Origin of the sequence: Streptomyces sp. CB02366, assembly GCF_001905905.1 — a bacterium.
Classification (GTDB): domain Bacteria; phylum Actinomycetota; class Actinomycetes; order Streptomycetales; family Streptomycetaceae; genus Streptomyces.
Window position 1 is genome coordinate 245,528 of record NZ_LIVT01000004.1, and the last position, 20,544, is coordinate 266,071.

19 protein-coding genes are annotated in these 20,544 nt (G+C 72.7%); 8 read left to right on the forward strand and 11 right to left on the reverse strand.

The window, feature by feature from the left end; genetic code table 11:
* The first annotated feature begins 79 nt into the window (after positions 1 to 79).
* The 3 genes from AMK24_RS15445 to ybaK are packed head-to-tail and all read left to right on the forward strand — an operon-like array spanning position 80 to position 2,405.
* On the forward strand, positions 80 to 1,120 hold the full coding sequence (locus tag AMK24_RS15445) for a hypothetical protein (protein WP_073769315.1): 1,041 nt from the start codon (positions 80 to 82) through the stop codon (positions 1,118 to 1,120).
* Positions 1,121 to 1,125: 5 nt separating this feature from the next.
* Complete coding sequence (locus AMK24_RS15450) at positions 1,126 to 1,890, forward strand: LON peptidase substrate-binding domain-containing protein (RefSeq protein ID WP_073769316.1); 765 nt, start codon at positions 1,126 to 1,128, stop codon at positions 1,888 to 1,890.
* 14 nt (positions 1,891 to 1,904) lie between these two features.
* The gene (gene ybaK, locus AMK24_RS15455; protein WP_073769317.1) at positions 1,905 to 2,405 is read left to right on the forward strand and encodes a Cys-tRNA(Pro) deacylase; all 501 of its coding nucleotides are present in this window, start codon (positions 1,905 to 1,907) and stop codon (positions 2,403 to 2,405) included.
* Between the two features lie 34 nt (positions 2,406 to 2,439).
* Here the strand turns inward: ybaK and AMK24_RS15460 are convergent, their stop codons facing one another.
* The 4 genes from AMK24_RS15460 to AMK24_RS15475 form a co-directional block, all read right to left on the reverse strand.
* Complete coding sequence (locus tag AMK24_RS15460) at positions 2,440 to 3,150, reverse strand: ABC transporter permease (protein ID WP_073769318.1); 711 nt, start codon at positions 3,148 to 3,150, stop codon at positions 2,440 to 2,442.
* A 105-nt stretch (positions 3,151 to 3,255) separates the two neighbouring features.
* Positions 3,256 to 4,098, reverse strand: coding sequence for an ABC transporter permease (locus tag AMK24_RS15465; RefSeq protein WP_073769319.1), 843 nt, complete (start codon positions 4,096 to 4,098; stop codon positions 3,256 to 3,258).
* 142 nt (positions 4,099 to 4,240) lie between these two features.
* A complete protein-coding gene (locus AMK24_RS15470; protein ID WP_073769320.1) occupies positions 4,241 to 5,224 on the reverse strand; it encodes an ABC transporter ATP-binding protein in 984 nt (327 codons plus the stop codon).
* Between the two features lie 117 nt (positions 5,225 to 5,341).
* The gene (locus tag AMK24_RS15475) at positions 5,342 to 6,613 is read right to left on the reverse strand and encodes an NYN domain-containing protein (RefSeq protein WP_199876431.1); all 1,272 of its coding nucleotides are present in this window, start codon (positions 6,611 to 6,613) and stop codon (positions 5,342 to 5,344) included.
* Positions 6,614 to 6,881: 268 nt separating this feature from the next.
* Between AMK24_RS15475 and AMK24_RS33705 the strand changes: the two genes are divergently transcribed.
* Positions 6,882 to 7,130: a hypothetical protein gene (locus tag AMK24_RS33705; protein ID WP_143203712.1), complete on the forward strand. Its 249-nt coding sequence runs from the start codon at positions 6,882 to 6,884 to the stop codon at positions 7,128 to 7,130.
* A gap of 89 nt (positions 7,131 to 7,219) precedes the next feature.
* Here the strand turns inward: AMK24_RS33705 and dnaE are convergent, their stop codons facing one another.
* Positions 7,220 to 10,756: a DNA polymerase III subunit alpha gene (dnaE, locus tag AMK24_RS15480; protein WP_073769321.1), complete on the reverse strand. Its 3,537-nt coding sequence runs from the start codon at positions 10,754 to 10,756 to the stop codon at positions 7,220 to 7,222.
* Between the two features lie 203 nt (positions 10,757 to 10,959).
* Here dnaE and AMK24_RS15485 point away from each other — a divergent pair, with 203 nt between their 5' ends.
* The 3 genes from AMK24_RS15485 to AMK24_RS15495 all read left to right on the forward strand — a co-directional run bounded on the left by AMK24_RS15485 (position 10,960) and on the right by AMK24_RS15495 (position 13,993).
* Entirely contained in the window at positions 10,960 to 12,297 is a 1,338-nt protein-coding gene (locus AMK24_RS15485; RefSeq protein ID WP_073769322.1) for a DUF2252 domain-containing protein, read from the forward strand.
* 84 nt (positions 12,298 to 12,381) lie between these two features.
* The gene (locus AMK24_RS15490) at positions 12,382 to 13,107 is read left to right on the forward strand and encodes a hypothetical protein (protein ID WP_073769323.1); all 726 of its coding nucleotides are present in this window, start codon (positions 12,382 to 12,384) and stop codon (positions 13,105 to 13,107) included.
* Positions 13,108 to 13,177: 70 nt separating this feature from the next.
* Positions 13,178 to 13,993, forward strand: a complete 816-nt coding sequence (locus AMK24_RS15495) for a DsbA family protein (protein ID WP_073769324.1) — start codon at positions 13,178 to 13,180, stop codon at positions 13,991 to 13,993.
* A 109-nt stretch (positions 13,994 to 14,102) separates the two neighbouring features.
* On the opposite strand, the gene AMK24_RS15500 is transcribed toward AMK24_RS15495, so the two are convergent.
* Complete coding sequence (locus AMK24_RS15500; protein WP_073769325.1) at positions 14,103 to 14,672, reverse strand: dienelactone hydrolase family protein; 570 nt, start codon at positions 14,670 to 14,672, stop codon at positions 14,103 to 14,105.
* A 58-nt stretch (positions 14,673 to 14,730) separates the two neighbouring features.
* Here AMK24_RS15500 and AMK24_RS15505 point away from each other — a divergent pair, with 58 nt between their 5' ends.
* On the forward strand, positions 14,731 to 15,867 hold the full coding sequence (locus AMK24_RS15505; protein WP_073769326.1) for a mechanosensitive ion channel family protein: 1,137 nt from the start codon (positions 14,731 to 14,733) through the stop codon (positions 15,865 to 15,867).
* Positions 15,868 to 15,894: 27 nt separating this feature from the next.
* Here AMK24_RS15505 and AMK24_RS15510 read toward each other — a convergent pair whose 3' ends face one another.
* The 5 genes from AMK24_RS15510 to AMK24_RS15530 form a co-directional block, all read right to left on the reverse strand.
* Positions 15,895 to 17,481 carry a Na+/H+ antiporter gene (locus tag AMK24_RS15510; protein ID WP_073769327.1) on the reverse strand — a complete coding sequence of 529 codons (1,587 nt, stop codon included), beginning with the start codon at positions 17,479 to 17,481 and terminating at the stop codon, positions 15,895 to 15,897.
* A gap of 107 nt (positions 17,482 to 17,588) precedes the next feature.
* On the reverse strand, positions 17,589 to 18,074 hold the full coding sequence (locus AMK24_RS15515) for a GNAT family N-acetyltransferase (protein ID WP_073769328.1): 486 nt from the start codon (positions 18,072 to 18,074) through the stop codon (positions 17,589 to 17,591).
* Positions 18,071 to 19,012, reverse strand: a complete 942-nt coding sequence (locus AMK24_RS15520) for an RluA family pseudouridine synthase (RefSeq protein WP_073769329.1) — start codon at positions 19,010 to 19,012, stop codon at positions 18,071 to 18,073. The genes AMK24_RS15515 and AMK24_RS15520 overlap by 4 nt, the downstream gene beginning before the upstream one ends.
* A gap of 43 nt (positions 19,013 to 19,055) precedes the next feature.
* Positions 19,056 to 19,646 (reverse strand): signal peptidase II, encoded by a 591-nt coding sequence (gene lspA / locus AMK24_RS15525; protein WP_073769330.1) that lies wholly within the window; start codon positions 19,644 to 19,646, stop codon positions 19,056 to 19,058.
* A gap of 59 nt (positions 19,647 to 19,705) precedes the next feature.
* On the reverse strand, positions 19,706 to 20,509 hold the full coding sequence (locus AMK24_RS15530; RefSeq protein ID WP_073769331.1) for a TraR/DksA family transcriptional regulator: 804 nt from the start codon (positions 20,507 to 20,509) through the stop codon (positions 19,706 to 19,708).
* Positions 20,510 to 20,544 lie beyond the last annotated feature (35 nt).

The following is a 20,544-nucleotide window of genomic DNA, read 5'->3' on the forward strand; positions in this document are numbered from 1 at the left end:
CTGGGCCCGATACAACCCCTCCACTCGGCACAGAAGCTTCACAGCATGACCCTGGCGCGGTCCCCACCAGCGCTTTTCAATGGTCTGCACCATGGCCTTCCTTCGTGCTCTGCTCCGTACCGCGCGCATGGCCCGGCACGGCTCCCCGTCGGCCGCCGGACCGGCGGCGGACGACGCGGTGCTGCTCGACGCCCCGGACGAGCGGCTCTCCCCCGCGCTGGTCGCCGCTGCCCTGGGCGACTACGAACCGGCCGCCCGGCTGCTCGCCGCCACCCGGGACGCGGCCGACTGGGAGAACCGGGACCGCTATCTGGACCGGCTCGTCGTCTTCGCCCGCGGCCGGGACGGCTGGCTCGTCGACTGGCTGGCCGCCGCTCCGCGCGATCCGGACGCGCTGCTGGTCAAGGCGGAGCTGGCGGTCCGCCGGGCCTGGGAGTCGCCCGCCCGCGCGGAACGGCTCCGCGAGGTCGCCCCGCTGATCACCGCCGCCGCCGACGCGGACCCGCGCGACCCCGTGCCGTGGCGGCTCGCCCTGGACCACGCGCGCGGCGCCCACGCCACGCACACCGCATTCGAGTCGCTGTGGGAGCAGGCGGTACGGCGCTCCGCGCACCACTACGGCTGCCATGTGGCGGCGCTGCGCTACCTCTCCGCCGCCTGGTACGGCTCGCATCGCGAGTGCTTCGACTTCGCCGAGCGGGCCGCCGAGGACGCGCTGCCCGACTCCCTGGTGCAGGCCCTGCCGGTCCGGGCGGCGTTCGCACTGCTCCTGGACCCCCGGGCGGCGGAACGGACCACCTCCGTGCTGGAGGAGCGGATCGACGCGGCGGCCGACCTGGCGATCAGGCTCTCCGCCGCCTACCGGCCGGGCGACCCGTGGCCGGCGGAGGTCCGCAACCTCCTCGCGTACGTGCTGCTCGCCCGGGGCCGCTGGGCGGAGGCGCTGCACCAGTTCCACCTGATCGGCCGGCACGCGACGTCCTTCCCGTGGTCGTCGGTGTCCGAGGACCCGCTCGGCCGGTTCCTCGACGCACGGGACGGCGCACGGCTCCGGGCGGCCTCCCCGGCCCCCTCGCGCGGCCGGGCCGACCACGGCCGCCCCCGGGGCCATTACGCTTGAGCGCTGTGACCACCGCCCGCCTTCCCCTCTTCCCGCTCCACGCGGTGCTGTTCCCCGGCCTGGTGCTGCCGCTCAACGTCTTCGAAGAGCGATATCGCGCCATGATGCGGGAGCTGCTGAAAAGCGACGAGGACGAGCCCCGCCGCTTCGTCGTGGTCGCGATCCGCGACGGCCGCGAGACGGCCCCGACCGGCTCCGGCATGCCGGACACCGCCGCGTCGGCGGCCGTCACCGAACGCGCCCCCGCCGAGGGCTTCGGCCCCGACCCCCTCCAGACCTTCCACCGGGTCGGCTGCGTGGCCGACGCGGCGACGATCCGCGAGCGCGCCGACGGCAGCTTCGAGGTCCTGGCCACCGGCACCACCCGGGTCAGGCTGCTGTCCGTCGACGCGAGCGGCCCGTATCTGACCGCCGAGGTGGAGGACGTGACGGAGGAGCCGCCCGGGGAGGACGAGGGCGACGAGGCGGGGGCGCTCGCCGAGGGCGTCCTGCGGGCCTTCCGCGCCTACCAGAAGCGGCTGGCCGGGGCGAACGAACGCTCGCTGGCGAGCGGCGCCGAGCTGCCCGACGACCCGACGGTGGTCTCCTACCTGGTAGCGGCGGCCACGGTCCTGGACGGCCCCACCAAGCAGCGGCTGCTCCAGGCTCCGGACACCGCGACCCGGCTGCGCGAGGAGCTGACGCTGCTGCGCAAGGAGACCGCGGTCATCCGGCATCTGCCCTCGCTGCCCGCGGCCGACCTGACCCGGACCCCCACCCACCCCAACTGACCGAGGACTCCCCGGTGGCGAAGAAGCCGAAGAAGCAGGCGGGCGGCACCCCCGCCACGGTCGCCCTGACCGCGGCGGGCACGCCCTTCACGGTTCACGCGTACGAGCACGACCCGGCCTCCCCCTCGTACGGCGAGGAGGCCGCCGAGGCCCTGGGCGTCTCCCCCGACCGGGTCTTCAAGACCCTGGTCGCGGAGGTGGACGGCGAACTGGCGGTCGCGGTGGTCCCGGTGGCCGGCTCCCTGGACCTCAAGGCCCTGGCCTCCGCGGTGGGCGGCAAGCGCGCCGTGATGGCGGACCCGGCCGCGGCGGAACGCACCACGGGCTACGTACGCGGCGGCATCTCCCCGCTCGGCCAGCGCAGACGCCTGCGCACGGTCCTGGACGCCTCGGCCCGCGCCCACCCCACGATCTGCGTCTCGGCGGGGCGCCGGGGCCTGGAGGTCGAGTTGGCGGCGACGGACCTGGCGGAACTGACGGGGGCGGTGTTCGCGGAGATCGCGCGGAGCGCGTGAGCGCGGCGGTCCCGCTCCCCCGCGCCCCCGCGCCTCACGTGCCGGAAGCCGGCCCGGCCGGCGGCCCCGGGGGCGGCCCCTGCACGGCCCCGTCGTAGTACCCCGAGAACCCCGCCCACTCCGGCTCCGGATCCCGCGGTCCGAACGCCGCCGTCAGCAGCAGGTGGACCCCCATCGCCGCGAACGGCCACGCCAGTACCGCCGCCCACACCGCGTGCAGTTCCAGCGGGGCGTCGAACGTCACGCCCCGGCCCGCCTCCCGGGCCCGCGCCACCACGTCGGAGGAGGGACCGAGCCAGACGCCCGTCCGCCAGGCGATCAGCGAGGCGGCCAGCGCGCCCAGCGCCAGCCCCACGACCACGAGGACGCCCCCGCGGCGCAGCCGCCAGAAGACGGCGGCGGCCGAGAGCGCGCCGAAGCCGAGGGCCAGCAGCACGAACGTTCCGTCCGCCCCGATCGCCTCCTCGCCCTCGCTGTTCTCCAGGAAGACGGCCGTCTCGTCGGAGACCAGCGGGACGCGCGGCGCGAGCCACAGCCACAGCAGGCCGAGCACGATGCCCGAGAGCGCGACCAGGACGGCGACGACGACGGCCTGACGGAGTTCCGCGGCGGTGTCCGGGTCGTCCGTCGAACCCGGGGAGGGCGCGAGGGGGGAGCCCGGGGGCGGGGCCTGCCACGGGTCGTGGGGGCCGGACGGGTCGGGCGGCGTCAGAGGTGCGGTCACCGTGCCATCGTGCCAGGCCACCCCGTGGGGCGCCTCACCGGATGCCGCACCGTGCCGTGCGGCCGGGGGCGCCGGCCGCGTACGCGCCCCGGTCGCCGGGACGCCGGCCGTTCCCCGGCGGGAGCCCTACCGTACGGCCGCCCGCCGGTACGCCCAGGTGGCGACCGCCAGCGACAGCACCCCCACCGCCGCGCAGACCGCCAGGAAGAACGCGATGAGCCCCCAGTCCGGGCGGGCGTCGAAGGAGCGGGCCAGCGCCTCGACCCCGTACGTCGAGGGCAGCAGGTCGCGCGTCCAGCCCACCGGCCCCGGCAGCCGCTCGGCGGGCAGCACCCCGAGCAGCAGGGCGGCGGACATCCCGAGCTGGCCCAGCAGGGTCGCCAGCTCCGGGCGCGGGGCGAGCAGCCCGAGGGCCGCGCCGAGCCCGGCCAGGGCGGCGCCGGAGAGCGGGACGACGGCGGCCAGGACCCACAGGTGGGTGAGCGGCAGCTGGAAGAGCACGCTGCCGGTGACGGCGGTGAAGACCGTGCCCGGCACGGTGAACGAGGCGTACGCACCGGCCGTCCCGAGCACCACGGCCGCGGGTGGCACCGGCAGGGTGGCGTAGTGGTCGAGCCCGCCGCTCGCCCGCAGCTGCCCGAAGTACTGGGCGAGCAGGTTGAGCGCGACGAACGCGACGACCAGGACGCTGGAGCCCGCGACCACGGCGCGCGCCTCCGCGCCGCCGTCCACGACGCCCCGCATCAGGATCATGATCCCGACGGACTGGAACGTCGCCACGAAGAGCAGCGGGATGCGGGCGACCCGCGCCCGGGAGAGCTGGGCGCGGTAGACGGCGGCCAGCGAGGGGAACAGCCGGGCGCGCGGCGCGAGGGGGGCCGGGACCGTACGGGCGGGCGCCCGCCCGGCGGGGCCGGGCGCGGGCCGGGCGGGGGCCGGGGCGGTCCTGGCCGGAATGATGCTCGTCACCTGCGGCCGCTCCCCTCGCACACGTCCCACCCGTCCCGCCCCTCGCCCGCGTCCCGGCCGGGTACGTCCCCGCCGGGCGCCGCGGTCACGGCGACCGCCGCACGGCCCGCGCCGTCCCGGCCTCCCGCGCCGCTCCTGCCGTTCACGCCTTCACCAGCCCCTTGGTCGCATCGGCCGCGTCCCCGCCGAGCGCGAGGTAGACATCTTCCAGGCTGGGCGTGGCCAGGGTGAAATCGTCGAGCGCGGCGAAGGCCGCGCCGCCCGTCACCGCGGCGACCGCGGCCCGCGCCTCGTCGGGGCCGAGCCGCAGCACCCAGCGCCGCCCGGCCTCCTGGGCGGACGGCCGCAACGCCGCGACCTCGGGGACGTCCAGCGGGGGCCGTTCGCGCCACACCAGCTCGACGCGGACCTCCCCGGCGACCTGTTCCTTGAGCCCGGCGGGCGTGTCGCAGGCGATGACCCGCCCGCGTTCGAGGACGGCGACCCGGTCGAGGACCGTCTCGGCCTCGATGACGTTGTGGGTGACCAGCAGGACCGTGGCCCCGTGCTCCGCCCGGCGGCGGTCGACGGCGGCCCAGACGGCGCGGCGGGCGACCGGGTCCATGCCGGTGGTCGGTTCGTCCAGGACCAGGACGGGCCGGTCCCCGACCAGGGCGGCGGCGAAACACGCGAGGCGGCGCTGACCGCCGGAGAGCTTCTTCAGGGGCCGTCCGGCGAGCCCGGTGAGGCCCAGTTCCTCCAGGACAGCGTCGCGCTCGGCGCGGGCCTCGCGGACGGGCAGGCCGCGCAGCCGTCCGGTGGTCTCGGCGGCGAGCGCGACGGTCAGCTCGTCGAGGGCGGTGGACTCCTGCCCCAGGTAGCCGATCAGCCGGGAGGCCCGCTCGGGGTGGCGTACGAGGTCGTGGCCCAGCACCTCGACGCTGCCGGAGTCGGGCCGCATCAGGCCGGTGAGCTGACGGACCAGGGTGGACTTGCCGGCGCCGTTGGGGCCGAGCAGACCGAAGATCTCACCGCGCTCCACGTCCAGGCTGATGCCGTCCGTGGCGCGGACCTCGGGCGTCGCGGGAGCGCCGCGGCGGCCCCGGGCCTCGGGATAGACCTTGACCAGATCGCGCACCGCGCACACGGTGCCGGTGTCCCGCTGCGCCTGTGCTGTGCCCCTACTCACGAGGTACGAGGGTACGGGGTCGCGTGCCCCGGTTCGCGCCGGGGGCCACCCCGCGTCGCCCTTCCCCGCGGACGGCTACTCCCCCGCCGGTACGTGCTCGGCGGCGGCCCGCACGTCGATCTCGCGCCAGAAGCCGGCCCGGATCGCGTAGCGGTCGTGCTCGTCGATCTGGTCGTCCTTGTGGGCGAGGAGCCCGAAGCGGGCCGCGTACCGCAGGAGTTCGCCGTCGATCCGGTGCGGGATGCGCGGGTACATGGTGGAGAGCTTCTGCAGGTGGACGGTCTCGGGGAGGCGTTCCATCCAGCGGCGGGCGAAGACCTGGCCCACCTCGAAGGGGTCGCCGCCGACGGTGGTGATGTCCTCCTCCCGGTCCGCCCAGCGCTGTTCGGCGCTGGTGACCTGGGCGAGGGTGGGCAGCGACGCGGTCTCGGGGGGCTCGCCGAGGGCTCCGCCGCGCTCCACCCACCCCTTGTCGGAGGACCAGCGCAGCGTGGCGCCGGCGGGCTGGACCGGTTGCGGGCGGTCCGAGGCAGCCGCGTGGGCGCGCAGCGCGGCCAGGTCCTTGGGGGTGGGGACGCCCCGGTGTCCGGCGGCGGGCGTCTCGGGAGCGGCGGCCGGCGTGGGGGCGGACGCGTCCGGGGCCGCGGGGCCGCCCCGGGCCGCGGCGGCGCGGGCCGCCTCCGAGGCGCGTTCGGCGGACGCGGCGAGGGCCGCTTCGGGCAGCGGCGCGGAGAGGATCGCGGTGATCTCGGGGCGGGTGGCGGGCTGCGGGACGCAGACGCCGCCGGCGTCCTTGGCGCGTACGGCCTTGGTGATCCAGGCCCGGTCGAGGACCCGCCGTTCGTCGGCCTCGGCGACCAGGTCCTCGGACTGGTTGTAGTCGCCGTCGGCGGCCTGGACGGCCCAGAGGTGGACGGCGACCCCGTGTTCCTTGGCGGACATCAGGCCGGGCAGCAGGTCGCCGTCGCCGGTCACCAGGACGATGTCGGAGCAGGCCCGGTTGCGGGCCAGTTCGGTCAGCTCGGCGTGCATGGCGGCGTCGACGCCCTTCTGCGCCCAACGCCCGTCGCTGCGGGTCAGGGCCCCGAGCCGGACGGTCACGCGGGGCATCACGCGGAGTCGGCGGTGTTCGGGCTGGGGCACCCGGTCGGGGGCCCCGTCGAACCAGTAGATGCGCAGCAGCGGCTGCCGGGTGTCAGCCTCGGCGCGCTCGCGCAGCCCCTGGACGAGGGCCGTGTGGTCCACGGTGATGCGGGAACGCGCGGGCTCTCCGGCCAGCAGACTGGCGGCTGCGCCCAGCAAGTAGCCGGCGTCCACCAGGACGACGCAACGGTCCACGCGTTCCACCCTCTTCCAGACCTCGGGAACGGTTCAGCGGCCCGCTCCCCGATGACCGGGCCCGCTTACCCAGGGTTCGCTTCGAGTCTGCCCGACCGCGCGGGGGTAGGCGGCCGGAACTCGATCATCGGCGTGGCGGATCGGGTGAGGAGGGGGGAAGACGCCGGAAAGAAGCCGAAATGGCGGCGGAGCGGCGCAGGAGGAGGGTGGAGCTGCCGGGTGGAGGCCGGGTCCGGCGGTTCACCGGGGATTCCGCTACGCACGGTAATGATCCAACATGCACGGTTTGCGGGGCTATGTGAGTCTGACAGCGGTCCTGGACGGCCAGGACTCCCCACAGGAGGCATTCACCATGGCCAAGAACAAGAACCGCAAGCAGGGCAGCCAGCACGACCGCGCGTCCGCGTCGGAGCGTGGCGCCGAGCAGGCCAAGTCGTCGGCGTTCGAGTCGCAGAGCCCGACGCAGGCCCAGGGCAGCCCGTCCGACGCGGCGCGCAAGCACCAGCGGCGCTTCGGCCACAACTGACGCGTCGGCCGCTCGCGGTCATCGAGACGAGAGGGGCGTCCCGCCGGTGCGGGGCGCCCCTCTCGTCATGACGTGTGCCGGGCCCCGGCTCAGCCGGCCAGGCAGGCCGGGCCGAGCAGCACCTTCAGGTCGCCGAAGAGGGCCGAGTCGGCCTTGACCCGGTGCCGGTCGAGCCTCAGGACCGTGGTCGTGCGGGGGCCCTGGAGCTTGATGCGCACCTCGGTGTCGCCCCGGTGGTGGCTGAGCACCTCGCCGAGCCGGGTGACCATGGGCGGGGTGATCTTCACGGTGGGGATGGTGAGGACGACGGGGGCGTTGGCCCCCGCGTTGGAGATGTCGGGGACCTGCATCTCCATGGCGACCAGCCGGGGCACGTCCTCGCGCTTGTCGAGGCGTCCCTTGACGAAGACGACGGTGTCCTCGACGAGCTGCGTGGAGACCAGCTGGTAGGTGGCGGGAAAGAACATGCACTCCAGGGAGCCCGCCAGGTCCTCCACGGTGGCGATGGCCCAGGCGTTGCCCTGCTTGGTCATCTTGCGCTGGAGGCCGGAGATGATGCCGCCGACGGTGACGACGGAGCCGTCCGAGTAGTCCCCGCCCATGAGCTGGGAGATCGAGGCGTCGGCCTTGTCGGACAGGACGTGCTCCAGCCCGAACAGCGGGTGGTCGGAGACGTACAGGCCGAGCATCTCCCGCTCCTGGGCGAGCAGGTAGGACTTCTCCCACTCGATGTCGGAGAACTCCACGTCGAGGCCGAAGCCCGGCTCGCCGCTCTCCTCCTCGCCGCCGCCGAAGAGGTCGAACTGCCCCTCGGCCTCCTTGCGCTTGACCTGCACCACGTTGTCGATCATCGGCTCGTGGTGGGCGACCAGCCCCTTGCGGGTGTGGCCCATCTCGTCGAAGGCGCCGGCCTTGATGAGGGATTCGACGGTGCGCTTGTTGCAGACGACCGCCTCGACCTTGTCGAGGAAGTCGGGGAAGGAGCTGTACTTCCCCTTCGCCTTGCGGGTCCGGATGATCGAGTCGACGACGTTCTGGCCGACGTTGCGGATCGCGGTCAGGCCGAAGAGGATCACGTCGTCGCCCTGGGCGGCGAAGTTGGACAGCGACTCGTTGACGTTGGGCGGGAGCACCTTGATGCCCATGCGGCGGCACTCGTTGAGGTAGACCGCGGACTTGTCCTTGTCGTCCTTGACCGAGGTCAGCAGGGCGGCCATGTACTCGGCGGGGTAGTTCGCCTTGAGGTAGGCGGTCCAGTAGGTGACCAGGCCGTACGCCGAGGAGTGCGCTTTGTTGAACGCGTATCCGGCGAACGGCACCAGGACGTCCCACAGCGCCTTGATCGCCTCGTCGGAGAAGCCCTTCTTCTTCGCGCCCGCCTCGAAGAGGACGAAGTTCTTCGCCAGCTCCTCGGGCTTCTTCTTGCCCATCACGCGGCGCAGGATGTCGGCCTCGCCGAGCGAGTACCCGGCGACGATCTGGGCGGCCTTCTGGACCTGCTCCTGGTAGACGATCAGGCCGTAGGTGAGGCCGAGGACCTCCTTGAGGGGCTCCTCCAGCTCCGGGTGGATCGGGGTGATCTCCTGGCGGCCGTTCTTGCGCTCCGCGTAGTTCGTGTGCGAGTTCATGCCCATCGGGCCCGGCCGGTAGAGGGCCGAGACGGCGGAGATGTCCTCGAAGTTGTCGGGCTGCATCTGGCGCAGCAGGGAGCGCATGGGCCCGCCGTCGAACTGGAAGACGCCGAGCGTGTCGCCGCGGCAGAGCAGTTCGTACGTCTTGGGGTCGTCCAGCGGCAGGGCGAGCATCTCCAGGTCGATGCCCTTGTTGGACTTCACCATCTTGATGGCGTCGTCCATGATCGTCAGGTTGCGCAGGCCGAGGAAGTCCATCTTCAGCAGGCCCAGCGACTCGCACTGCGGGTAGTCCCACTGCGTGATGGTGACGCCGTCGGTGTGCCGGACCCAGACGGGGGCGTGGTCGACGATCGGCTCGCTGGACATGATGACGCCGGCGGCGTGCACGCCCATCTGCCTCACCAGGCCCTCGACGCCCTTGGCGGTGTCGATGACCTTCTTGACGTCCGGCTCGTTCTCGTACATCGCCCGGATCTCGCCCGCCTCGCTGTAGCGCGGGTGCTTGGGGTCGGTGATGCCGTTGAGGTCGATGCCCTTGCCGAGGACGTCGGCGGGCATGGCCTTGGTGAGCCGGTCGCCCATCGCGTACGGGTAGCCCAGCACGCGGGCGGAGTCCTTGATGGCGTTCTTCGCCTTGATCTTGCCGTACGTGCCGATCATGGCGACCTTGTCGGCGCCGTACTTCTCGGTCACGTACCGGATCACCTCGACGCGCCGGCGCTCGTCGAAGTCGATGTCGACGTCGGGCATGGAGACGCGCTCGGGGTTGAGGAAGCGCTCGAAGATCAGCCCGTGCTCGATCGGGTCGAGGTCGGTGATGCCCATCGCGTACGCCACGATCGAACCGGCCGCCGAGCCGCGGCCGGGGCCCACCGCGATGCCGTTGTTCTTGGCCCACATGATGAAGTCGGCGACGACGAGGAAGTACCCCGGGAACCCCATCTGGATGATGATGTCCATCTCGTACTCGACCTGCTTCTGCCGGTCGTCGGGGACCCCGTTCGGGAAGCGGCGGGCCATGCCGGCCCGGACCTCCTCCTGGAACCAGGTGATCTCCGTGAAGCCCTCGGGGATCTCGAACTTCGGCATGAGGTTCTTCGCCTCGAACATGCCGGTGGTGTCGATCTGCTGGGCGACCAGGAGGGTGTTGCGGCACCCCTCCTGCCAGGCGTCGGAGGAGTCGACGGCGTACATCTCCTCCGTCGTCTTCAGGTAGTAGCCGGTGCCGTCGAAGCGGAAGCGGTCGGGGTCGGAGAGGTTCTTGCCGGTCTGGATGCAGAGCAGGGCGTCGTGGGCGGTGGCCTCGTGGGCGTACGTGTAGTGGGAGTCGTTGGTCACGAGCGGCGGGATGTTCAGCTTCCTGCCGATCTCCAGCAGCCCGTCGCGGACCCGGCGCTCGATCTCGATACCGTGGTCCATCAGCTCCAGGAAGTACCTGCCCTCGCCGAAGATGTCCTTGTAGTCGGACGCCGCCCGGACCGCCTCGTCGAACTGGCCGAGCCGCAGCCGGGTCTGCACCTCGCCCGAGGGGCAGCCGGTGGAGGCGATGAGCCCCTCGGACCACTGGGAGATGGTCTCCTTGTCCATCCGGGGCCACTTCTGGAGCCAGCCCTCGGCGTACGCGTCGGAGGAGAGCCGGAAGAGGTTGTGCAGTCCGGTCTTGTTCGCCGCCCAGATCGTCTTGTGGGTGTAACCACCGGATCCGGACACGTCGTCGCGCTTCTGGTGCGGCTGCCCCCACTGCACCTTGCGCTTGTGCTTGCGCGATTCCGGGGCGACGTACGCCTCGATGCCGATGATCGGGGTGACGCCCGCCTTCTTCGCCGAGTGGAAGAAGTCGTAGGCCCCGTGGAGGTTGCCGTGATCGGTCATCGCGATATGCGTCATGCCCATCTCGTTGGCCGCCTCGAACATGTCCTTGAGCCGCGCCGCACCGTCCAGCAGCGAGTACTGGGTGTGAACGTGCAGGTGCGTGAAGGGCGGCTTGGTCACGGCGTCGGGCCTCCGGGAAGTCGGGCGATGACGGACGGGGGGACAGCGTGGAAGTCTACGACGTGACGGAGTCGGACGACGGGCACTCCCGGCCTCCGCCGAGCGTTGGAGAGAGCGGAACACATGTCCGTTTTGTCATGCGCTCGGCCACCTGGACCCCCGGGCCGGCCGGAGACGCCCACAGCAGCAGGAGGCAGCGAGAAATGTCGGAGACGCAGACCGGCGCGACAGAGCGCGGGGAGCAGATTCTCGCCGTTTTCGACACCGCCTTCGGCGAGCTGCTGGCCGCCGACCCGGCGGCCTTCCGGGTCAAGTTCCGCAAGATGGCGGGGTCCGCCTTCGCCTTCTACCGGGGGACGGCCTGCCTCTTCTACGAGGACCTGGAGCAGGAGCGGCACGGCGGCCCGTATGTGGACGAGCGCACGGGCCGGGTGTGGATCCACGGCGATCTGCACGCGGAGAACTTCGGCACGTACATGGACGCCAACGGCCGCCTCGTCTTCAACGTGAACGACTTCGACGAGGCGTACGTGGGCCCCTTCACCTGGGACCTGAAGCGGTTCGCCGCCTCCGTGGCGCTCATCGGGTACGCGAAGGCCCTGGCGGACGAGCAGATCACCGATCTGGTCGGGATCTACGCCGCCGCCTACCGCGGGCGGATCCGCGCGCTGGCGACGGGCGCGAAGAACGACGAGGTGCCGCCGTTCACGCTGGACACCGCGGACGGGCCGCTGCTGGGGGCGCTGCGCGCGGCCCGGTCGCGCACCCGGTTCTCGCTGCTGGACTCCATGACCGTGATCCGGGACTTCGAACGCCGGTTCGCCGAGGGCGGCGGGACGATCGACCTGGACGCCGCGACGCGCTACAAGGTGCTCGCCGCGTTCGACGGCTATCTGGAGACGCTGCCGGAGTCGAGCCTGACCCGCCCCGACTCCTACCGGGTCAAGGACGTGGTGGGCCGCCGGGGCATCGGCATCGGCTCCGCCGGGCTGCCGTCGTACAACATCCTCCTGGAGGGCAACAGCGACGCCCTGGAGAACGACGTGGTGATCTACCTCAAGCAGGCGCAGACCCCGGCGGTCTCCCGGCACATCACGGACGCGGCCGTGCGGGAGTACTTCCAGCACGAGGGGCACCGCACGGTGATCTCGCAGCGGGCGCTCCAGGCGCACGCGGACCCGTGGCTGGGCTGGACCGAGCTGGACGGGGCGGGCCAGCTGGTCGCCGAGGTCTCGCCGTACGCGGTCGACCTGGACTGGTCCGACATCGACGAGGTGGACGAGATCGCGGCGGTCGTCGCGGACCTGGGCCGGGCGACGGCCACGATGCACGCGGCGGCGGACGACGAGAGCGGCCACTCGCTGGTGCCGTTCTCCACGGAGCGGGCGATCGACGCCGCGATCGCCGCCGACGAGGAGGGCTTCGCGCCGATGCTGGTCGACTTCGCCCACGGTTACGGGGCGCGGGCCCGGGCGGACCACCAGATCTTCGTGGACCTCTTCCGCAACGGGAGGATCCCGGGGCTGCGGGGGCCCGCCTGACCTCGGTACGCCGCCCCCGGGGCCCCGGGACTCTCAGCCTCTTTTAAGGTCCGCTTACCTCGGCGCATGACACACTTTCCGGCGATGGACATCTCAGGGACGCAGCTCAGGGTCGCGCGCGCGACGGTCTTCACCGCGCTCGTCGTCACCCTGTCCACGGCGTCCCATGTGCTGCTCTCCCGGGTTCCGCTGCCGCTGACCGCGGTCGCGCCGCTGGCCGCCGCGGTCTTCGCCGTGGCCTACGCGCTGGCGGGCCGGGAGCGCGGCTTCGGGGCGATCGCGGGGCTGCTGGTCCCGCTGGAGCTGGCCGCCGACACGCTCTTCACCACGGGCCAGCACCTCTGTTACGGGGCGGCCGGCGGCCCGGTGGCGGGCCCGCTGCGCGCGGTGGGCTTCGACGTGCTGTGCGGCGGCGAGGTCGGCACGGGCGGCGCCCGGATCGCGGGCGTCGGGGCGGTGGGGACCCCGCTGGCCGAGGTGGCCGGGGCGGGCGACCGCGCGGCGGCCCTGCTGGCGCACCCCGGTCCGGCCGTGCCGTGGCTGCTGCTCGTCGCCCATGTGGCGGTCGGGCTGCTCGCCGCGGTCTGGCTGCGACGCGGCGAGGCGGCCCTGGCGGGGCTGGTGCGCACGACGGCCCTGCTGGCGTTCCGGCCGCTGCTGACGGCGGTCGCGGTGGTGGGCGCGGGCGTGCGGTCCCCGGCCCGCCGCTCCCGGCCCGCCGGGCGGCCGTACCCGCCGCTGACCGCCCGTTTCCTCGTGCACTGCGTGGGGCGCAGGGGCCCGCCGGCCGTGACGTACGCCGCCGCCTGAGGGCACGGCGGCGCGACGACGGCAGCACCCCCTAACCTTCCCCGCACACGCGTACCCACGGAGAACGACCATGAGCAACCGCAACACCCAGGCGAACAAGGCAGCGGCCCGCGAGCGGCTGCGCGCCGAGCGCGAGCGCCAGGCCAAGAAGGACAAGACCCGCAAGCAGCTCGTCGTGGCGGGCTCGGTCGTCGCGGCCCTCGCCGTGATCGGCGGCGTCAGCTACGGAGTGATGCAGCTGAACAAGCCGGGAGCCTGGGAGGAGGCCGCCGACGCGAAGAACGTCAGCGCGCCGAAGAACACCTCGGGCAAGGACGGCACCACCGTGGTGATCGGCAAGCCGAGCGCGAAGAAGACCCTGGAGCTGTACGAGGACTCGCGCTGCCCGGTCTGCGCCACGTTCGAGCAGGGCGTCGGCGAGACGGTCTCGAAGGACGTCGAGGCCGGCAAGTACAAGGTCAAGTACGTCGGGGCGACCTTCATCGACAACACCGACAACGGCGAGGGCTCCAAGAACGCCCTCAGCGCGCTCGGCGCGGCGCTGGACGTGAGCCCCGAGGCGTTCATGGCGTACAAGGCCGCGCTGTACTCGGCGGAGTTCCACCCCGAGGAGAGCGACGACAAGTTCGCCGAGGACAGCTACCTGATCAAGGTCGCGGACTCGGTCGACGCCCTCAAGGGCAACAGGGCCTTCCAGAAGAACGTCGAGGACGGCACGTACGACGCCTGGGCGATCAAGATGTCCAAGACGTTCGACGAGAGCGGGGTCCAGGGCACCCCCACGCTGAAGATGGACGACAAGAAGATCACTGCCGAGGGCAGCGAGAACGCCCCGATGACGGCGGAGGAGTTCACCAAGGCCGTCGACAAGGCGCTCAAGGCGTAAACGCCCCGCGCCTCCACGGAACCCGGCGCGCCGGGGCGGTCCCGCCGCCCGGACGCGCCGGGTTCCGGCGTTCGGCGGCCCGTGCGCTCCCCGGGTCCGCCGAAAGGCCCTACAGGGTGGCCAGGAAGCCGAGCGCGACCTTCCAGGTCTGCTCGGCCGCCGCCCGGTCGTAGTCGTGCCGGTCCGGGTCGGTGAACAGGTGCCCGGCCCCGGGGTAGCGGTAGATCTCCACGTCCGCGCCGGTGCGCTGCATCTGGAGGTACCAGCTGTTCAGCCAGTCGTGGGACTCGAAGGGGTCCGGGTCGGCGACGTGCAGCTGGACGGGCAGTTCGTCCACCGTCGCGTTCTCGGCGATGTCCGAGGTGCCGTGGAACAGCAGCAGCCCGCGGGCCTTCGCGTCTCCGAGCGCCAAGGTCTGCGCGATCGCGGCCCCGAAGGAGAAACCGGCGTAGACCAGCCCCTGGTCGGAGTAGGGCGCGGCGGCCAGCACGGCGCGCTTGAGCAGCTCGTCCTTTCCGGTCGCGTCCTTGTGAGCCATGCCCTCTTCCACCGTGTCAAAGGTGTGTCCCTCGAACAGATCGGGCACGCGCACCTCATGGCCGGCGTCCCTGAGGCGTGCGGCCGCCGCGTGCACGGCGGGCGTGAGCCCGTACGTCGAGTGGAAAAGCATGATGTTCATGGCCCCATGGTGCCATTCGCACCCTTGAGGGCCGCACTACTGCTGGGAGGACGAGCGAATGGAGAGCGTGCTGCGCCCGCTGATCGTGATCGGTGGTTCCGTGCTGGTCACGCTGCTGGCCGGCTGGGCGGTCGACCGGTTGCTGCGGCGGGCCGACAGCCGTCATCACGAGACCCCGTTGTGGGGACTGCTCCGACGCTGCCGCCCTCCGTTGCAGGTGGTGATCATCACGGCGCTGCTGCGCGGCAGCTACCGCCAGACGAAGATCGACTGGGTGTGGGAGCACCGCGCCGGGATCGGCCAGCTCCTGACCCTGGTGCTGATCGGCGCGTCGGCCTGGCTGGTCGTGCGGGCCGCGGCGACGGTCGTGGAGGCGAGTTACGCCCGGTACGCCACGGCCACCCGCGACCCGGCCCGGGTGCGCCGGGTCCGCACCCAGGTGACGCTGATCCAGCGGGTCGTCATAGCGGTGGTGATGGTGGTCGCGATCGCCGCGATGCTGCTGACGTTCCCGCCGATGCGGGGGGTCGGCACGTCGATGCTGGCGTCGGCCGGCCTGCTCGGCATCGTCGCCGGCGTCGCCGCCCAGTCCACGCTCGGCAACCTCTTCGCCGGGCTCCAGATCGCGTTCGGCGACATGGTGCGGCTCGGCGACACCGTGGTGGTGGACGGCGAGTGGGGCACGATCGACGAGATCACCCTGACGTTCCTGGCGGTGCGGACCTGGGACGAGCGGCGGATCACGATGCCGGTCTCGTACTTCACCAGCCAGCCGTTCGAGAACTGGTCGCGCGGCGGGATCCAGATGACCGGCACGGTCTTCTTCCACCTCGACCACTCCGCCCCGGTCGCCGCGATGCGGGAGAAACTGCGCGACATCCTCGGGGACATCGCGGCCTGGGACGGCCGGGACTGGTCGCTGGCGGTCACGGACACCACGCCGTCCACCATCCAGGTGCGGGCCGTGGTGACGGCGAAGGACGCGGACGACATCTGGACGGTGCGGTGCGCGGTGCGCGAGCAGCTGATCGGCTGGCTGCGGGACCACCACCCGTACGCGCTGCCGCGGATCGCCACCGCGCCCGCCGCGCTGCCGCCGGGCGAGCAGTGGGCGGAGCTGACCGGCGCGGGGGGCCGGGCGGGCCTCAACGGGGCGCCGTCCGCCGACCGGGCCCCGCGCACGGGCCGCGGCTGACCCCGGCGCGGGGCGGGCGCCCGCCGCTCACCGCAGCGAGCGGACGTCCAGGTACCGCAGCACCCGGTCCACGACCTCCGGGTCGGAGCCGGGCTCGCTGCGCGCCGAAAGCACCTCGTGGCGGGCGGCCGACATCATCTCGCGCTGGACGCGGTTGATCGCCTTGAAGCGCTTCGCCCGCTGCGCGTAGGCCTCGCGCCGCTCCTCGTCGACCATGTCGGGGCTGATCCGGGCCCCGATGTCGTAGGCGGCGCGCTGGAGCCGCTCCAGGACGTCCTCGGGGAAGTCCTCGGCCTCCTGGATCTCCTTGAGGCGCCCCTTGGCCGCCTTGGCGGCCCGGATCGCGAGCTCCCGCTCCAGGGCCGCCTCGGCGGCGGTGTCGGCCCGGACCTTCAGCTTGCGCACCAGCCAGGGCAGGGTGAGCCCCTGGAAGACCAGGGTGGCCATGATCACGGCGAACGCGATGAAGATGATCTCCTCCCGGCCCGGAAAGGGCTGTCCGTCGTCGGTCTTGAGCGGGATCGCCAGCGCCAGGGCGACGGAGGCCACCCCCCGCATCCCGGCCCACCACATCACGACGGTCTCGCGCCAGCTGGTGGGGATCTCCTCGCTGACGTCCCGGCGGGTGTGCAGCCGCTTGGCCAGCCAGGTCGCGGGCAGCAGCCACAGCAGCCGTACGCCGACGACGACCGCGACGATCGCGAGCCCCCACCCGACCATCTCCAGGGCGTGCCCGTCGGCGGTGCCGAACACGGTGTGCAGCTCCAGCCCGATCAGCCCGAAGGCCACCCCGGTGACGAGGGTGTCGACGATGTCCCAGAAGGTGCGCCCGGTGAGCCGGCCCTGTACGTCGTCGGCGTCGGCGGCGTGTTCGGCGAGGTACAGCGCGGTGGTCAGGACGGCCAGCACGCCGGAGCCCATCAGCTCCTCGGCGAGGACGTAGGAGACGAACGGCACCAGCAGCGTCAGGCCGACCTGGAGGGTGGCGTCGCCCAGCAGGCCCATCAGCTTGTTGGTGAGCCAGCCGAGCACCAGGCCGACGGCCACCGCGACGACCGCGGAGAGGACCAGCAGCCCGAACGCCTCGGGGAGCGAGAAGGAGCCGCTGACGGCGGCGGCGATGGCCACGTGGTACAGCACGATGGCGGTCACGTCGTTGAAGAGGCCCTCGCCCTCCAGGATCGACACCAGTCGGCGCGGCAGCCCCACCGAGCCCGCCACGGCGGTCGCGGCGACCGGGTCGGGCGGGGCGACGAGCGCGCCGAGCGCGACGGCCGCGGCGATCGGCAGCCCGGGCACGATCGAGTGGGCGACCGCGGCGACGGCGGCCGTGGTGACGAAGACGAGGGCCACGGCCAGCAGGAAGATCGGGCGCCTGTTGGCGGCGAACTGCCGCCAGGAGGTGCGCTGCACCGTCGCGTAGAGCAGCGGCGGGAGCACGGCGGGGAGGATGACCTCCGGCGGGATGTCGACGTTCGGCACGAACGGCATGAACGCCATCGCGATGCCGGCGAGGGTCATCAGCACCGGCGCGGGCAGGCCGAGGCGGTCGCCCAGCGGCACCGTGACCACGGCTCCGAGCAGCAGCAGGAGCAGGAGGGACATCTGTTCCACGGGGGGCCTTCCGGAGCGTGCGTGTCCGGCGGGTCACCAGCGGCCGAACAGGAATCCACCCTGCCACGCGGAGGGTGCGATTCGGCTGATACCCCCTCTCCGGGCGCTCAGACCGGGTGGATGTCCCGCCGCATGGCCCGGTGCGGCATGCCCGCGTCGGGGAACTCGGGGCCGTACGCGACGTATCCGAGCCGCTCGTAGAAGCCGAGGGCGTGGGTCTGGGCGTGCAGGTCGACGGCGGCCAGACCGAGCGTGCGCGCCTCGTCCTCGATGGCCCGCACGAGCGCCGCGCCGACCCCGAGGCCGCGGGCCTCCCGGCCCACGGCGAGGCGGCCGAGCGAGCCGACGCCCGGGGCGCCGCCGGTCTTCCCCGCCGCGTCCGCGCCGTGCAGCAGCCGCCCGGTGCCGAGCGCCGTGCCGTCCGCGGCGACGGCCAGGACGTGCACCGCGGTCGCGTCGTACGTGTCGTACTCCAGCTCCTCGGGCACGTTCTGCTCGCCGACGAAGACGTCCTTGCGGACCTGGAAGCAGGCCGCCAGGTCGCTCTCCTCGACGGCCCTGCGGACCGTGTACGCGAAGGGGGCGGAGGTCACTGGCTCTCCGCCGCGATGGTGTCGAGGGCGTGCTGGAGGTCGGCCGGGTAGCCGCTGGAGAACTCCACCCAGCTCCCGTCGGCCGGGTGCTCGAAGCCCAGGCGGACGGCGTGCAGCCACTGCCGGGTCAGGTCGAGGCGCTTGGCCAGCGTGGGGTCCGCGCCGTAGGTGAGGTCGCCGACGCAGGGGTGGCGGTGGGCGGACATGTGGACCCGGATCTGGTGGGTGCGGCCGGTCTCCAGCTTGATGTCGAGGAGGCTGGCGGAGCGGTAGGCCTCGATCAGGTCGTAGTGGGTCACCGAGGGCTTGCCCTCGGCGGTGACCGCCCACTTGTAGTCGTGGTTGGGGTGGCGGCCGATGGGGGCGTCGATGGTGCCGCTCATCGGGTCCGGGTGGCCCTGGACGAGGGCGTGGTACTTCTTCTCGACGACCCGGTCGCGGAACTGGGCCTTGAGCAGCGTGTAGGCCCGCTCGGACTTGGCGACGACCATCAAGCCGGAGGTGCCGACGTCGAGGCGGTGGACGATGCCCTGGCGCTCGGCGGCCCCGGACGTCGAGATCCGGTACCCGGCGGCGGCGAGGCCGCCGATGACGGTGGTGCCGCTCCAGCCGGGGCTGGGGTGGGCGGCGACGCCGACCGGCTTCACGATGACGACGATGTCGTCGTCGTCGTGGACGATCTCCATGCCCTCGACGGGCTCGGCGACGATCTGGACGGGGGGAGCGGCCTGCGGCATCTCCACCTCCAGCCAGGCGCCTCCGTGGACCCGCTCGGACTTCGCGGCCACCGAACCGTCCACCTGGACCTTCCCGGCGGCGGCCAGCTCGGCGGCCTTGGTGCGGGAGAAGCCGAACATGCGGGCGATGGCGGCGTCGACGCGCTCGCCCTCAAGGCCGTCCGGTACGGGCAGGGTGCGGATCTCGGGGTGCGTACTCACCTGTCGAGTATGCCTTGCCCGGACCACGCCCCGCGCGGCCCGGTCAGTCCTTGTGCACGGTCCCGTCGGGGTCCAGGCCCTTGAAGGAGAGGATCACGATGAGAATGCCGCCGCAGACGATGGCGGAGTCGGCGAGGTTGAAGACGGCGAAGTGCTTGGGGGCGATGAAGTCCACCACCGCCCCCTCGAACACGCCGGGAGCCCGGAAGAGGCGGTCGGTGAGGTTGCCGAGCGCACCGCCCAGGAGGAGTCCCAGGGCGACGGCCCACGGCAGGCTGTGGAGCTTGCGGGCCAGCCGGATGATGACCACGATCACGCCGGCCGCGATGATGGTGAAGATCACCGTGAACGCCTCGCCGAACCCGAACGCCGCACCCGCGTTCCGGATCGCCCGGAACTGCAGCCAGTCGCCGATGACGTCGATGGGCGGCTGGTGCTCCAGCTTCGCGACCACGATCATCTTGGTGGCCAGGTCCAGCAGGTAGGCCACGACGGCCACGGCCAGGAGGACGAGGATTTTCCGCTTGCCCCGGCCCCCCCTCTCGGCGGCGTCGGCGGCGGTGCTTCCGCCCTCGTCCACGCCCTCGACATCAGGGTCTTCCGGCGTACCGATGATGCGCTCCGCCTCTGCCACGTGAGTCCCTCAACCCTAGGTGCCTGCCTTCGGACGAGGGTACGACACACCTGTGCGGATCAGCCGCGCCGCTCCTGCTTCTGCTTGTCCTCGACGCACAGGGTGGCCCGGGGGAACGCCTGCATCCGCGCCTTGCCGATCGGGTTGCCGCAGATCTCGCAGAGCCCGTACGTCCCGGCCTCCAGCCGGGCCAGGGCCCGCTCGGTCTGCTCCAGCATCTCCTGGGCGTTGGCGGCCAGCGACAGCTCGTGCTCACGGGTGATGTTCTTGGTGCCGGTGTCGGCCTCGTCGTGGCCCGCGCCGTCGCCGGAGTCCCGCATCAGCCCCGCGAGGGCCGCGCCCGACGCCTCCAGCTCGCTGCGGAGCCGCAGGATCTCGCTGGTCAGGAGGGTGCGCGCCTCGGTGACCTCGTCCGGAGTCCAGGGGTCCTCGCCCGGCCGGACGGCCAGTTCGTCGGGGGCGGCGGCGCGGGCCGGCGGCACGGGGGCCGTGGCCTGTGCGCCTGCTCCGGGACGACTCGCGCTCTTCTTGGCTACCACCGTGGGGGCTCCCGTCTGCTCGGCGGCCGGGGCCGCCTCCGTGGCCGCCGGTGCGGCCTTGTCCGACGCCTTCTCGGCGGCGGTCTGCTCGGCTGCCGGTTCCGTACCGGCCGCCGTCCTCCTCGCCGCGGTCTTCTTCGCGGCCGTCCTCTTGGCCTTCCCCGCCGTCTTCTTGGCGGCGGCTTTCTTCGCACTCTCTCCGGCCGTCTTCCTCGCGGCCTTTTTCGTCGCCTTACCCGCCGTCTTCTTCGCGGACCCGGCCGGCGGCTCGGGGGCGCCGTCGTGCTCGGCCGCGGTCTCGTCCGCCGTCTTCTTCGCCACCATGGCCGCGGCCCCTTCACATATTGTGATCTTGCTCG

Bases quoted from the DNA above. Each gene is read 5' to 3' on its own strand.
- AMK24_RS33705 (WP_143203712.1), top strand. From the start codon at position 6,882: ATGCACGGTTTGCGGGGCTATGTGAGTCTGACAGCGGTCCTGGACGGC.
- AMK24_RS15485 (WP_073769322.1), top strand. From the start codon at position 10,960: ATGTCGGAGACGCAGACCGGCGCGACAGAGCGCGGGGAGCAGATTCTC.
- AMK24_RS15495 (WP_073769324.1), top strand. From the start codon at position 13,178: ATGAGCAACCGCAACACCCAGGCGAACAAGGCAGCGGCCCGCGAGCGG.
- AMK24_RS15500 (WP_073769325.1), bottom strand. From the start codon at position 14,672: ATGAACATCATGCTTTTCCACTCGACGTACGGGCTCACGCCCGCCGTG.
- AMK24_RS15445 (WP_073769315.1), top strand. From the start codon at position 80: ATGGTCTGCACCATGGCCTTCCTTCGTGCTCTGCTCCGTACCGCGCGC.
- AMK24_RS15505 (WP_073769326.1), top strand. From the start codon at position 14,731: ATGGAGAGCGTGCTGCGCCCGCTGATCGTGATCGGTGGTTCCGTGCTG.
- AMK24_RS15530 (WP_073769331.1), bottom strand. From the start codon at position 20,509: ATGGTGGCGAAGAAGACGGCGGACGAGACCGCGGCCGAGCACGACGGC.
- AMK24_RS15490 (WP_073769323.1), top strand. From the start codon at position 12,382: ATGGACATCTCAGGGACGCAGCTCAGGGTCGCGCGCGCGACGGTCTTC.